A 12,834-nucleotide genomic window follows, 5' to 3' on the forward strand; every position below is an offset into this window, starting at 1 on the left:
TCCGGCGGGGCCCGGCGGGGCCGGGGTCACTTGCCGGTGAACTTCTCGTACGCCCCGAGCACCTCGTCGGTCGGCCCGTCCATGCGCAGCTCGCCGCGCTCCAGCCACAGCACCCGGTCGCAGGTGTCGCGGATCGACTTGTTGTTGTGGCTGACCAGGAACACCGTGCCGGCCTCCTTGCGCAGCTCCCGGATCCGCGCCTCGGAGCGCTTCTGGAACTTGCGGTCGCCGGTGGCCAGCGCCTCGTCGATCATCAGCACGTCGTGGTCCTTGGCGGCGGCGATGGAGAAGCGCAGCCGGGCCGCCATGCCGGAGGAGTAGGTGCGCATCGGCAGGGTGATGAAGTCGCCCTTCTCGTTGATCCCGGAGAAGTCCACGATCTGCTGGTAGCGGGCCCGGATCTCCTCGCGGGACATCCCCATGGCCAGCCCGCCCAGGATGACGTTCCGCTCCCCGGTCAGGTCGTTCATCAGCGCGGCGTTCACCCCGAGCAGCGAGGGCTGGCCGTCGGTGTAGACCCGGCCCCGCTCCGCGGGCAGCAGCCCGGCGATGGCCCGCAGCAGGGTCGACTTGCCCGAGCCGTTGGAGCCGATCAGCCCGATCGCCTCGCCCCGGTAGGCCACGAAGGACACCCCGCGCACCGCGTGCACCGTGCGCACCCCGCGCCGCGCCTCGTCCCGGCCCCGGGCCAGGATGCGGCTGAGCGCCGCGGTGGCGCTGCCCCGCCCGCCCCGGGCGCCGTTGACCCGGTAGACGATGTGCAGGTCGTCGGCGATGACCGTGGGCACCCGCGCGCCCGCCGTCTGCTCAGCCACGGCCGTACCTCTCCTCAGCCTTCCAGAAGTAGACGAAGCCCACCGCGCCGGCCAGCAGCGCCCAGCCCGCCGCGAACGCCCACACGTGCGGCGGCAGGTACGCCGCGCCGTAGCCGTCGATCAGCGCGAACCGCACCAGGTCCATGTAGACCGCCGCCGGATTCCACTGCAGCACGTCCGCCAGCCACCCCGGCACGTCCCGGCCCGCCAGCATCGCCGGGATGCTGAACATCACGCCGGAGGCGTACATCCAGGTGCGCAGCACGAACGGCATCAGCTGCGCCAGGTCCGGCGTCCGGCTGCCCAGCCGCGCGAAGATCAGCGCCAGCCCGGCGTTGAAGACGAACTGCAGCGCCAGCGCGGGCACCACCAGCAGCCAGGCCGGGCCGGGCACGCTGCCGAACGCCAGCACCACCACCACCAGCACGACCAGCGAGAACAGCAGCTGCTGCAGCTGCTGCAGGGCGAACGAGACCGGCAGCGCGGCCCGCGGGAAGTGCAGCGCCCGCACCAGCCCCAGGTTCCCGGAGATCGCCCGCACCCCGGCCAGCACCGTGCTCTGCGTGAAGGTGAACACGAACACCCCCGTCACCAGGAACGGCACGTAGATGTCGTGCGGAATGCCCCGGCGGGCCCCCAGCAGCAGCCCGAAGACGAAGAAGTACACGGCCGCGTTCAGCAGCGGCGTCGCCACCTGCCACAGCTGCCCCAGCCGCGCCTGGCTGTACTGGGCGGTCAGCTTCGCCTGCGAGAAGGCGAGGACGAAGTGCCGCCGCCCCCACAGCTGACGGACGTACCCCGGGAGGGACGGCCGGGCACCACTGACGGACAGCCCGTACTTGGCGGCGAGCTGGGCTGCCGTGAGGCCCTCGTCGGGCGGCACGGACGCGCTCGCCGCGACCGTGCCGTCGTGCGTTGTCTCACTCACTGATGGAAAACTTTCGTCCTCGAGATGCGCGGCCCGTGCGGGCCCGGCATGGGCCCGCGGAGCCGGGTACGGCCCCCATGTTCCCGGATACGAGCTTGTCAGATGACCGGGGGGCGGCCCAGCCGGGTCAGCCGCCACACCGTACGCCACCGCATGGGCCGGCGGGGTCCGCAGGGGGTGGCCCAGCCCTCCCGGAACCCGCCGAACCACGCCTTCAGGGCGGGACGCGAGGGGCGGCGCAGGAGGGTGAGGAGCATCCAGACGCCCAGGTAGACCGGGACCAGGAGCGCGGGGAGGTTGCGGCGGGCCAGCCAGACGCGGTTGCGGGCGACCATGCGGTGGTAGACCGCGTGCCGCGAGGGCGCGGTGGTCGGGTGGTACAGCACCATGTCGGACCGATAGTCGATCATCCAGCCCGCGTCGAGCGCCCGCCAGGCCAGGTCGGTCTCCTCGTGGGCGTAGAAGAACTCGTCCGGCAGCCCGCCGACCTCGGCGAAGACCTGGGTGCGTACGGCGTTGGCGCCGCCGAGGAAGGTGGTCACGCGGGAGGAGCGCATCGGGTCGGAGGCGCGCAGCCGGGGCACGTGGCGGCGCTGGGTGACACCGGTCTCCGGGTCGGCGATGCGGAAGCTGATGATGCCGAGCCGCGGGTCGGCGGCGAAGGCCTCGCGGCACAGCTCGGCGGTGTCGTGGTGCGCCAGCAGGCCGTCGTCGTCGAGGAACAGCAGGATGTCGACGTCCCGGCCGCCGGGGCCGAAGGCCTCGATGCCGACGTTGCGGCCGCCGGGGATGCCGAGGTTCTCCGGCAGCTCGACGGTGCGTACGACCGACGAGAACTCCGTCACTTCCGGGACGGGCGATCCGTTGCCGACCACGACGACCTGGACCGGGTCGCCGTCCTGCTTGGCGACGGAGTCCAGCAGGGCGCGCAGCTCGTCGGGGCGGTTGCCCATGGTGATGATCACCGCGCCGACCTTCATCCGGGCGCTCACTTCAGCCTGCTGGAGGCGAGGATGGACACCAGGTGCAGCACGGTCTGCAGCAGCGCGATGCCGGCGAGGACGGCGGTGCCGAGGCGGGTGAAGAACAGGTCGCCCTGGACCGCGTCCGCGATCGCGAGGACCAGGATCAGCAGGGACGCCTCGATGCCGAGGATCAGCCGGTGGAACTTGAGCGCGGCGGCGGCCCTGCGGGCCAGCGCCATGCCGGAGGAGCGCGGCTCGGAGGCGGCCTCCTGCACGGGCGGCAGGCCGCCCTGGTGGCGGGCGACGCCGACGAGGTCGGTCTCGGCCTTGACCAGGATCGCGCCGAGCGCGGCCAGGGTGCCGAGGAAGGCCCAGAGCCAGTCGATGCGCCCGGGCCCCCACAGGTCGGCGGCGCGCAGCCCGAGGCCGACCAGGACGGCGGCGTCGCACAGGTAGGCGCCGACCCGGTCGAGGTAGACGCCGCCGAGCGAGTACTGCTTCTTCCAGCGCGCGACCTCGCCGTCGACGCAGTCCAGCAGCAGGTACAGCTGGACCATGAGCACACCGAGGACGGCCCCCGCGATCCCCGGCACCAGCAGTGCCGGGGCCGCGAGGACACCGAAGACGGTCATCAGGTACGTGAGCTGGTTGGGCGTGACCCTGGTGTTGACCAGGTAGCGGTCCACCCGCAGGGACACCTCTCGCATGTAGAGGCGTCCCATCCAGTGCTCACCGCTGCGCCGGTCCTTCACCCCCGGTGGGTGCACGACCGGACGGAGTTCAGCTACCGATGGCCTTGACATAGTCGGCGTAGATGTCCTTGATCTGTTCGGTCTTCAGGTCGAGATGCTCGAGGATCGTGTAGCGGCCGGGCCGGGTCTCCGGAGCGAATTCGACGGCCCGGACGAACTCGTCCGGCGTGAATCCGATCTCCTCCGGCAGCACCGGCAGCCCGTGCCGGCGCAGTACACCGGCCATGTGCGCCGACTCCTCGTGCGCCCCCCGCAGGTACATCGCGAAGGCCGCGCCCAGTCCGCACTGCTCGCCGTGGGCGGCGGCGCGCTGGGGGAAGAGCAGGTCGAAGGCGTGGTTGATCTCGTGGCAGGCCCCGGAGGACGGCCGCGAGTCGCCCGACACGGACATGGCGATGCCGCTGAGGACCAGCGCCTCGGCGAGCACCTGGAGGAAGTCGTTGTCCCCGATGCCGCCCGGGTGGCGCAGCACGGACTCGCCGGCCTGCCGGGCCATGGCCGCGGCGAGCCCGTCGATCCGCTCGCCCTTGACCCGGCACGCCAGCTCCCAGTCCGCGATGGCGGAGACGTTGGAGACGGCGTCGCCGATTCCGGCACGGACGAACCGCACCGGGGCCTCGCGGATGACGTCGAGGTCGATGACGACGGCGATCGGGTTCGGCACTCCGTAGGAGCCGCGGCCCGCGTCGTTGTCCAGGGTGGCGACCGGCGAGCACAGACCGTCGTGCGCGAGGTTCGTCGGAACGGCGACCAGGGGCAGGCCCACGCGCGCCGCCGCGAACTTGGCACAGTCGATGATCTTGCCGCCGCCGAGCCCGACGACCGCGTCGTAGTGGCCCGCCTTCATGGCGCCCGCCAGCCGGATCGCGTCGTCCAGCGTGCCGCCGCCGACCTCGTACCAGGTGGCGCCGGGCAGGGACGAGGCGATCCGCTCGCGCAGCCGGGCGCCGGAGCCGCCGCTGACGGCGACGGCGAGGCGGCCGGACTGCGAGATGCGCTCGTCGGCGAGGACACCGCCCAGGTCCTCGAGGGCACCGGGGCGGATGTCGACGACGAGCGGGGAGGGGATGAGCCGAGTCAGTACTGGCACGCGATCTCCCGTCCACGGGCGAGGTCGTCGTGGTTGTCGATCTCCACCCACTTGACGTCGCCGATCGGCGCCACGTCGATCCGGAAGCCGCGGTTCACGAGCTCCTGGTAGCCGTGCTCGTAGAACTGCTGCGGGTCGGCTTCCCAGACGGTCCGCAGCGCGTCGACGAGCTCGGGGGCGGCGTCCCCCTCGATGAGGGTGACGCCGATGTACTCACCGGTCGCCTCGGCCGGGTCCATCAGCTTGGTGATCTTCGTCATGCCCTTGTCCGGGTCGACGACGACCTTCATCTCCTCGTCGGCCAGCGACTTCACGGTGTCGAGGGCGAGGATGATCTTCTTGCCCTCGCCGCGGGCGGCGAGCAGGGTCTTCTCGACGGAGACCGGGTGGACGGTGTCGCCGTTGGCGAGGATCACCCCGTCCTTGAGGGCGTCACGGCCGCACCACAGGGAGTAGGCGTTGTTCCACTCCTCGGCCTTGTCGTTGTCGATGAGGGTGAGCTTGAGGCCGTACTTCCGCTCCAGCTCCGCCTTGCGCTCGTACACGGCCTCCTTGCGGTAGCCGACGATGATCGCGGCCTCGGTCAGGCCGATCTCGGCGAAGTTGCCGAGGGTGAGGTCGAGAACCGTCGGTTCGCCCTCTATACCCGCGGGACCCACCGGTACCAGTGCCTTGGGAAGGCTGTCGGTGTAGGGACGCAGGCGCCGTCCGGCGCCGGCCGCCAGCACGAGGCCGATCATGCGGGTTCTCCTTCATCGTGTACGGCGGGCGCGCCGCCCCGGTGGGCGGTCACCCAGAAGCGGATGCTCTCGGCGAGCACCAGCAGGGCCACGGCCACGGCGAGCACCGTGAGCGCGACCGAGAACTGAGGAGCGGTGAGCAGAGCGGCCAGCGCGGCGACCACCAGGACACGGCCCTCGTGCCCCCCGATCGCCCGCACCAGCCAGTGCGGGGGCGCGCCCGCGTCGCCGCGGATGCGGTAGACCGTGTCGTAGTGATGGTAGGCGACCGCGGCAACCAGCCCGTAGGCCGCGGGAAGCGCTCCGTTCACGTCCGCGTCGGCCGCCAGCGCCAGGACGGTGCCGTACTCGGCGGCGCGGAAGAAGGGGGGCACGAGCCAGTCGAGGGCGCCCTTGAGGGGGCGGGCGACGGCCAGGGCGGAGGTCAGGACGTAGACGCAGGCGGCGGCGATCGTCCAGGGGCCGCCGAAGCCGGTGAACACGGCCGTGGCGACGACGGCGAGGCCGCCGAGCAGGGCGACGGCGGGGACCGCCGCCCCGGGCAGCCGTTCCGCGGGGGCCTTCAGCGGACCCGCGAGGGCCTCGGCGAGCGGCCCGGAGTCGGCGAGGTCCGCGAGGGCCCGCGCCGCCCGGTCGGTCCTCCTGGCCCTGCGGGTCAGCGAGCGCAGGACGCGGCCCACCGTGGTGTACGTCGCGGCGAAGGCGCAGCCGACGAGGAGCGCGTAGAAGGTGATCCGGGGGGTGGTGACGGCCGTGAGGACGGCGATCATGGCCCAGCGCTCGCCGATCGGCAGAACGATCATGCGGCGCACCCAGACCGTCCAGCCGACGCTGTCGAGCCGGTCGGAGAGGGCGGCGGTGGGGCTGGTGTTGGCGGCGGCGCCGGGGTCCCCGGTGTTCGCCTCGTTGAAGGAGAAGTCGACCACGTGCCGGCAGGTCTGCAGGACCATCGCGCCGAGGGCGAGGGCCCACACGTCGTCGCCGCCGCGGGCCGCGCCGAGGGCGAGGCCGGCGTAGTAGGCGTACTCCTTGGCGCGGTCGAAGGTGGCGTCGAGCCAGGCGCCGAGGGTGGAGTACTGCAGGGAGTAGCGGGCGAGCTGGCCGTCGGTGCAGTCCAGCACGAAGGAGGCGAGGAGCAGCACGCCGGCGGCGACGAAGCCGCCGCGGGTGCCGGTGGCGGCGCAGCCGGCCGCGACGAGCGCGGTGAGCAGCGAGGCGGTGGTGACCTGGTTGGGGGTGAGGCCGCGGCGGGCGCACCAGCGGGCGATGTAGCGGGAGTACGGGCTGATGAAGTGGGTGGTGAAGAAGCCGTCGCGGGCCTTGACCGCCGACTTCAGGCGGACAGCCTCGTCGTCGACGGCGGCGACGGCCTGCCGGGCCTCGTTGCGGGTCTGCGGGTCGCCGGGGACGGCGGCGACGAGGCTGCCGAGCTCGGGCCGGTGCACGTCGGCGCCGTCGGCGTCGAGGGCGGTGGCGATGCGGTCGGCGAGGCTGTCGACGAGCGTGGTGCCGCCGACCGCCGGGTGGTCGCCGGCGGCCTCGGCGGACACGGAGCTCTCGTGGGCCAGCGCACGGGCCAGGGCCCCGCGCCCGGCCGGCCGGGCGGTGACGGCGCCCGGGATCGCCGCGAGCTCGAAGCGGGGGTCGGTGAGGCCGAGGCGCAGCGCGTGCACATGACCCACGAACCGGGCGTCGACCACCGCGACCCGCTCCCCCGCCGGCACCCCGGCGAGCAGGGCCTCGGCCTCGGCGGTGCCGGACACGGCGCGTACGTCGAAGCCGAGGGAGCGCAGATCGCCCTCGAGTGACGAACCGGGGACCGGCGGACCGGTGAGGATGGCGGTCGACAACCGAAACTCACTCCCTGGGTGCCGACGCGTCCACGCCGGTCATGTACATGATGGGACGCCCGTGCGGGGACCTCCGGGCGGCATGTCGGCAGAGGTTATCGGATGCCCGGAAGCACGTGTTCACCACCCGTTCGGCGGTTGGATCGACGCGGTTCGCCCACACCGCTGCCGCGATCATCATCGGGGATGCGGGGCTCGCCCCACAAACCGCGCCGCCGGAAAGGGCACCGAGGTACATGCGGAACATTGCGGGGCAGCCGGCCCGCTCGACATAGGGTGGGCGACCATGACATGGCTGATCACCGGCGGAGCCGGTTACATCGGGGCACATGTGGCGCGGGCCATGACCGATGCCGGGGAGCGCGTCGTCGCGCTGGACGACCTCTCGGCCGGCTCGCCCGCCCGGCTCGCCGCCGACGTCCCCCTGGTCAGGGGTTCGTCGCTGGACGGCGAGCTGCTGAAGCGGGTCCTCGCGGAGCACGGGGTGACGGGGGTCGTGCACCTCGCCGCGCGCAAGCAGGTCGCCGAGTCGGTGGCGCAGCCGACCCGGTACTACCGGGAGAACGTCGGCGGCCTCGCGACGCTCCTGGACGCCGTCGCGGAGGCCGGGGTCGCACACTTCGTGTTCTCCTCCTCCGCGGCCGTGTACGGCGACCCCGGTGTGGACCTCATCACGGAGGACACGCCCTGCGCCCCGGTGAACCCCTACGGCGAGACCAAGCTGGCCGGCGAGTGGCTGGTGCGGGCGGCGGGCCGGGCGCACGGCATCGCCACGGTCTGCCTGCGCTACTTCAACGTGGCGGGGGCGGCGGCGCCGGAGCTGGCCGACACCGGCGTCTTCAACATCGTGCCGATGGTCTTCGACCGGCTCACCCGGGACGAGGCCCCGCGGATCTTCGGAGACGACTACCCGACCCCGGACGGCACCTGCATCCGCGACTACATCCACGTGGCCGACCTGGCGGACGCCCACCTGGCGGCGGCCCGCCGGCTGTCCGACGGGGACCTCACCGGCGACCTGACGGTGAACATCGGCCGCGGCGAGGGTGTCTCGGTGCGCGAGCTGATCGCGGTCGTCGGCGAGGTCACCGGCGACACCCGCGCCCCGCTCGTCGAGGGCCGCCGCCCCGGCGACGCCCCCCGCGCGGTGGCGTCGGCCTCCCGGGCGGCCGAACACCTCGGCTGGACCGCCCGGCGCTCGGTGCACGAGATGGTCGACTCGGCCTGGCGGGGCTGGCGGCTGCATCGCGGGACCTGACCCGCCCCCGGCCCGCACGGTTCTGACCTGCATAACGTTTCCGCAGGTCAAGGCACATGACAACGGTGTTCAGTGCCGCGTTGCCGGATACCCCCCACCCGTAGTTCACTGTGATGCGGAGAGACCACGGAAGGGCGGTTTTCATGGGGGCTGGGCACGATCACGGGCACGCACACGGTGTGCCCCCCGGCGGTACCGCGAGCGCGGCGTACCGCGGCAGGCTGAGAGCGGCGCTGGCGATCACGCTCGGTGTCGTGGTGGTCCAGATCGTCGGCGGTACGCTGGCCGACTCGCTCGCCCTGGTCGCGGACGCGGCCCACATGGCGACGGACGCCCTGGGCCTGGGCATGGCGCTGCTCGCGATCCACTTCGCGAACCGTCCGCCGAGCGAGCGCCGCACCTTCGGATACGCCCGCGCGGAGATCCTGGCCGCGCTGGCCAACTGCCTGCTGCTGCTCGGCGTCGGCGGCTACGTGCTGTACGAGGCGGTCCAGCGGTTCATCACCCCGGCCGACACCGAGGGCGGCCTGGCGATGGTGTTCGGCGCGATCGGCCTGGCCGCCAACCTGGTGTCGCTGATGCTGCTGATGCGCGGGCAGAAGGAGAGCCTGAACGTGCGCGGCGCCTTCCTGGAGGTGGCGGCGGACGCGCTCGGCTCGGTCACGGTGATCGTGTCCGCGCTGGTGATCCTGACCACCGGCTGGACGGCCGCCGACCCGATCGCCTCCCTGGTGATCGCACTGATGATCGTGCCCCGCACCTGGAAGCTGCTGCGCGAGACCCTGGACGTGCTGCTGGAGGCGGCTCCCAAGGGGGTCGACATGGCCCAGGTGCGCGCGCACATCCTGGCCACGGAGGGCGTGGAGGACGTCCACGACCTGCACGCCTGGACGATCACCTCGGGGATGCCGGTGCTCTCCGCGCACGTGGTCGTCAGCTCCGAGGCGCTGAACGCCATCGGGCACGAGAAGATGCTGCACGAGCTGCAGGGGTGCCTGGGCGACCACTTCGACGTGGAGCACTGCACCTTCCAGCTGGAGCCCGTGGGGCACGCGGAGCACGAGGCACGGCTCTGCCACTGAGCCGGCCGGGGCGCGGGCGGACGTCCCGCGCCCCGGCACGGACGGTTCTCCGTCGGCCGCTGCGGGCACGATCCCCTTCCAGGCCCCGCTTCCACGGTGTCCGGCCGGCGCCGGCCGCCTCCCGCGCCGCCCCGGGACATGCGGGCGTGCGGCGGAGTGTCGGGAGTGCCGGATTCGTGCGGCAGACTTGGGGCGCGAAGACCGAGTGAAGGATGGGTATGCCGATCACACCTGCCACCGCGACGCACGGCGCGTCGGACGGCACCGCAGAGGCGATTTTGCTGGAACTGGTCGACGAGGACGGTGTGACGATCGGCACCGCGGAGAAGCTGGCCGTCCATCAGCCACCAGGACAGCTGCACCGGGCGTTCTCGGTGTTCCTGTTCGACGAGCGCGGGCGGCTGCTGCTCCAGCAGCGGGCGCTGGGCAAGTACCACTCCCCCGGCGTGTGGTCGAACACCTGCTGCGGTCACCCCTACCCCGGTGAGGCGCCGTTCACGGCGGCGGCCCGGCGGACGTACGAGGAGCTGGGGGTGTCGCCCTCCCTGCTCGCCGAGGCCGGCACGGTCCGCTACCACCACCCGGACCCGGCCTCGGGTCTGGTGGAGCAGGAGTACAACCACCTCTTCGTCGGCATGGTGCAGTCCCCGTTGCGGCCGGACCCGGAGGAGGTCGCGTCGACGGCGTTCGTGACCCCGGCCGAGCTGGCGGACCGGCACGCGAAGGACACGTTCTCCTCCTGGTTCATGACCGTCCTGGACGCGGCCCGCCCCGCGGTCCGGGAGCTGACGGGAGCGTCGGCCGGCTGGTGACCGACGGCCTCGCGCGCCCTGGGCGCCGAGGCGTCGAGGAGTTGCGCGCCCGCCGGTCGGGGCCGGGTTTCCGGCCCCGACCGGCGGGCGCGCGTGCTGTCCGCACGCTTTCCCGACCGAGCCCCCGATTCATTCCCACTTGGGTGGTTCACCCCGCTTTGACCACTATTACTGGAACATGACACATCGAGCCCCGTCGATGATCTCTTTGACATAACAAAGCAATGGGCATCGCAATTGCAACTTGCAAACAGATGTCCATAAAGATGCGGTACCAATGCCCGCCTTCTCGACAAAACTCCCGCCCGACATATCAGGGACTTGCCCAGATCAGGGTAAATCCCGGGCGGAACACTTTGCACATGGTGAGTCGACGTGATCCCACGGTGACTCGAAAGAGCTGTTACCTTGCCGAAGGTTTGCGGGCTCAAAGAGCCTGCCTCTTTGTGAACGTCCCTGGTTCAGCGATGAGCTGCCCGGGCGGAGCCTTTCCCCGCTGCGCGACGCGCGGGATGTGTCCGCGACCCACCGGTCGACACACCGGATGGTGCGGCTGACGCCGGGCTCCACGAGTCGAAGGAGGTGGCGCGCGTGGGCGGACTGGAGACAGCTCAGTTCAACGCCCTGGTGGTCGTAGGTCTGTTGGTCTTCTTCTACGGAGGGACCTTCCTGATCTCGACCCGCATCGGCAAGAAGGAAGAGAACGCCGACGGTTACATGACCGCCGGCAACAACATCGGCTTCGGGATCTCCGCGGCCAGCATGACGGCGACCTGGATCTGGGCGTCCTCGATGTACGCCTCCGCGACGTCCGGCTACACCTACGGCATCTCGGGCCCCATCCACTACGGGCTCTGGGGCGCCCTGATGATCCTCTTCATCTACCCCTTCGGCCGGCGGATCCGCGCCGTGGCACCGAAGGCGCACACCCTCGCCGAGGTCATGTACGCCCGGCACGGCCGCTCCAGCCAGTTGATGCTCGCCGGCTCGAACGTCGTCGGCAGCCTGATCAGCCTGATGTCCAACTTCATCGCCGGTGGCGTGCTGATCTCGATGCTGTCGCCGTTCACCTTCACCCAGGGCGTCTTCGCCGTCGCCGCGGGCGTGCTGCTCTACACCCTGTGGTCCGGCTTCCGCGCCTCGGTGCTCACCGACTTCGTGCAGGTCGTCGCGATGCTGGGCGCGGTGGCCGTCATCGTCCCGTTCATCTTCCTCGCGGCCGACTTCCCGGCGGCGTTCGAGACCGGCGCCGCCAACCTGACCGCGGAGCAGGGCGACTTCTTCTCCAGCGTGGCCTTCATGGAGCAGGGCGCTCCGTACATCGCCGCGGTGCTCGCCTACGCGATCGGCAACCAGACCATCGCGCAGCGGCTCTTCGCGGTGAGGGAGGACCTGATCAAGCCGACCTTCATCACCGCGACCATCGGCTACGGCGCGATGGTCATCGGTGTCGGCATGCTCGGCGTGCTCGCCCTCTACCTCGGCTACGAGCCGGTCGGCGGCGACCCGAACAACATCATTCCCGGGATGGCCGCCGAGTACCTGCCGCCCGTGCTGCTGGGCCTGTTCTTCATCATGATCGTCGGCGCGCTCTCCTCCACCGCCGACTCGGACCTCGCGGCCCTCTCCTCGATCATGATGGCCGACGTCTACGGCCAGAACGTGGCCGGCAAGGAGAAGGCCGACCCGAAGACCATGCTGCTGGTCGGCCGCATCACGATGGTGGTGGCGACCGCGCTGGCCGTGGCCTTCGCCAGCCTGCAGCTGAACATCCTCGACCTGCTGGTGTTCGTCGGCGCGCTGTGGGGCGCCCTCGTCTTCCCGGTGTTGGCCAGCTTCTACTGGGACAAGGTCAGCGGGAAGGCGTTCACCACCTCGGTGCTCGCGGCGCTCGCGGTGTTCCTGCCGGTCCGCTTCAGCTGGATCTCCGTGGACGGCGCCTTCGGCATCGTCGTGGACGTGCTGTCGGTCATCGGCATCGGTGTCGTCCTCGGCCTGATGGTGTTCGGCTTCTTCGGCGCCAGGGCGGCGAAGATCGTCGGCGCGGCGGCGGTGGTGGTGTCCGCGCCGTTCGCCATCGGCTCCCTGCACGAGTACGCCACGCTGTGCGGCTCACTGGTCGCCTACTCGGTGTCCACCGTCATCTGCTGGGCCATGTCCGTGCGCCGGCGTGAGGGCTTCGACTTCGGCCTCATCGCGCGGCGCACCGGTGACTTCGACGGCGGCTCGTCGGGGGCCGCCGACACGGGCACCGCGGCCGCCGACGGCGAGGCCCGGGTCCCGAGCCCGGCAGGAGGTGCCGACGGCGATCCCGAACCCGCCGGAACCAGCACCAAGTGACCCCCGAGGAGGCACCGTGACCAGCGCAGCCCTGACCGTGTACGTCCTGATGTGGCCCGTGCTCGTGGCCGTCGTCCTGTTCGTGATCAGCCGTGGGTTCTTCCGCGAATGGGCGGAGGCCCGCCGCAACGGCGAGGACCTGATCTGACCCGGCGCCCGGCCCCGTCCCCGGTGCCCTCGGGTGCCGGGGACGGGGCCGGGC

The 12,834-nt window shown here is 71.6% G+C and carries 12 protein-coding genes; 5 read left to right on the forward strand and 7 right to left on the reverse strand.

Annotated elements, in window-relative coordinates; all coding sequences use genetic code 11:
- Nucleotides 1-26 precede the first annotated feature (26 nt).
- The 7 genes from B7L92_RS33090 to B7L92_RS33120 all read right to left on the reverse strand — a co-directional run bounded on the left by B7L92_RS33090 (nt 27) and on the right by B7L92_RS33120 (nt 7,140).
- Nucleotides 27-815 carry an ABC transporter ATP-binding protein gene (locus tag B7L92_RS33090; protein ID WP_081240965.1) on the reverse strand — a complete coding sequence of 263 codons (789 nt, stop codon included), beginning with the start codon at nt 813-815 and terminating at the stop codon, nt 27-29.
- Complete coding sequence (locus B7L92_RS33095) at nt 808-1,743, reverse strand: ABC transporter permease (protein WP_081240966.1); 936 nt, start codon at nt 1,741-1,743, stop codon at nt 808-810. The genes B7L92_RS33090 and B7L92_RS33095 overlap by 8 nt, the downstream gene beginning before the upstream one ends.
- Before the next feature lie 98 nt (nt 1,744-1,841).
- Nucleotides 1,842-2,723, reverse strand: a complete 882-nt coding sequence (locus B7L92_RS33100) for a glycosyltransferase family 2 protein (protein ID WP_081240967.1) — start codon at nt 2,721-2,723, stop codon at nt 1,842-1,844.
- A gap of 8 nt (nt 2,724-2,731) precedes the next feature.
- Nucleotides 2,732-3,511 carry a CDP-alcohol phosphatidyltransferase family protein gene (locus B7L92_RS33105; RefSeq protein ID WP_081240968.1) on the reverse strand — a complete coding sequence of 260 codons (780 nt, stop codon included), beginning with the start codon at nt 3,509-3,511 and terminating at the stop codon, nt 2,732-2,734.
- Nucleotides 3,489-4,550 (reverse strand): iron-containing alcohol dehydrogenase family protein, encoded by a 1,062-nt coding sequence (locus B7L92_RS33110; RefSeq protein ID WP_043493687.1) that lies wholly within the window; start codon nt 4,548-4,550, stop codon nt 3,489-3,491. The genes B7L92_RS33105 and B7L92_RS33110 overlap by 23 nt, the downstream gene beginning before the upstream one ends.
- Nucleotides 4,538-5,290: a phosphocholine cytidylyltransferase family protein gene (locus B7L92_RS33115; RefSeq protein WP_081240969.1), complete on the reverse strand. Its 753-nt coding sequence runs from the start codon at nt 5,288-5,290 to the stop codon at nt 4,538-4,540. The genes B7L92_RS33110 and B7L92_RS33115 overlap by 13 nt, the downstream gene beginning before the upstream one ends.
- Nucleotides 5,287-7,140: a DUF5941 domain-containing protein gene (locus B7L92_RS33120; RefSeq protein WP_081240970.1), complete on the reverse strand. Its 1,854-nt coding sequence runs from the start codon at nt 7,138-7,140 to the stop codon at nt 5,287-5,289. The genes B7L92_RS33115 and B7L92_RS33120 overlap by 4 nt, the downstream gene beginning before the upstream one ends.
- 286 nt (nt 7,141-7,426) lie before the next feature.
- On the opposite strand from B7L92_RS33120, the gene galE reads away from it, so the two are divergent.
- The 5 genes from galE to B7L92_RS41690 all read left to right on the forward strand — a co-directional run bounded on the left by galE (nt 7,427) and on the right by B7L92_RS41690 (nt 12,780).
- The gene (galE, locus tag B7L92_RS33125) at nt 7,427-8,398 is read left to right on the forward strand and encodes a UDP-glucose 4-epimerase GalE (protein WP_081240971.1); all 972 of its coding nucleotides are present in this window, start codon (nt 7,427-7,429) and stop codon (nt 8,396-8,398) included.
- A 143-nt stretch (nt 8,399-8,541) separates the two neighbouring features.
- Nucleotides 8,542-9,480, forward strand: coding sequence for a cation diffusion facilitator family transporter (locus tag B7L92_RS33130; RefSeq protein ID WP_081240972.1), 939 nt, complete (start codon nt 8,542-8,544; stop codon nt 9,478-9,480).
- Nucleotides 9,481-9,698: 218 nt separating this feature from the next.
- Nucleotides 9,699-10,292 (forward strand): isopentenyl-diphosphate Delta-isomerase, encoded by a 594-nt coding sequence (gene idi / locus B7L92_RS33135; RefSeq protein ID WP_081240973.1) that lies wholly within the window; start codon nt 9,699-9,701, stop codon nt 10,290-10,292.
- Between the two features lie 591 nt (nt 10,293-10,883).
- Nucleotides 10,884-12,632 (forward strand): sodium:solute symporter family protein, encoded by a 1,749-nt coding sequence (locus B7L92_RS33140; RefSeq protein ID WP_081240974.1) that lies wholly within the window; start codon nt 10,884-10,886, stop codon nt 12,630-12,632.
- Between the two features lie 16 nt (nt 12,633-12,648).
- Complete coding sequence (locus B7L92_RS41690) at nt 12,649-12,780, forward strand: putative transporter small subunit (protein WP_218030490.1); 132 nt, start codon at nt 12,649-12,651, stop codon at nt 12,778-12,780.
- Nucleotides 12,781-12,834: the final 54 nt, after the last annotated feature.

The sequence above is a fragment of the Streptomyces viridosporus genome (genome assembly GCF_002078235.1).
In the GTDB taxonomy this organism is placed as follows: domain Bacteria; phylum Actinomycetota; class Actinomycetes; order Streptomycetales; family Streptomycetaceae; genus Streptomyces; species Streptomyces viridosporus.

Coding starts and splice junctions, on each gene's coding strand:
- B7L92_RS33100 (WP_081240967.1), bottom strand. CDS start 2,723: ATGAAGGTCGGCGCGGTGATCATCACCATGGGCAACCGCCCCGACGAG.
- B7L92_RS33105 (WP_081240968.1), bottom strand. CDS start 3,511: ATGTCAAGGCCATCGGTAGCTGAACTCCGTCCGGTCGTGCACCCACCG.
- B7L92_RS33115 (WP_081240969.1), bottom strand. CDS start 5,290: ATGATCGGCCTCGTGCTGGCGGCCGGCGCCGGACGGCGCCTGCGTCCC.
- galE (WP_081240971.1), top strand. CDS start 7,427: ATGACATGGCTGATCACCGGCGGAGCCGGTTACATCGGGGCACATGTG.
- B7L92_RS33130 (WP_081240972.1), top strand. CDS start 8,542: ATGGGGGCTGGGCACGATCACGGGCACGCACACGGTGTGCCCCCCGGC.
- idi (WP_081240973.1), top strand. CDS start 9,699: ATGCCGATCACACCTGCCACCGCGACGCACGGCGCGTCGGACGGCACC.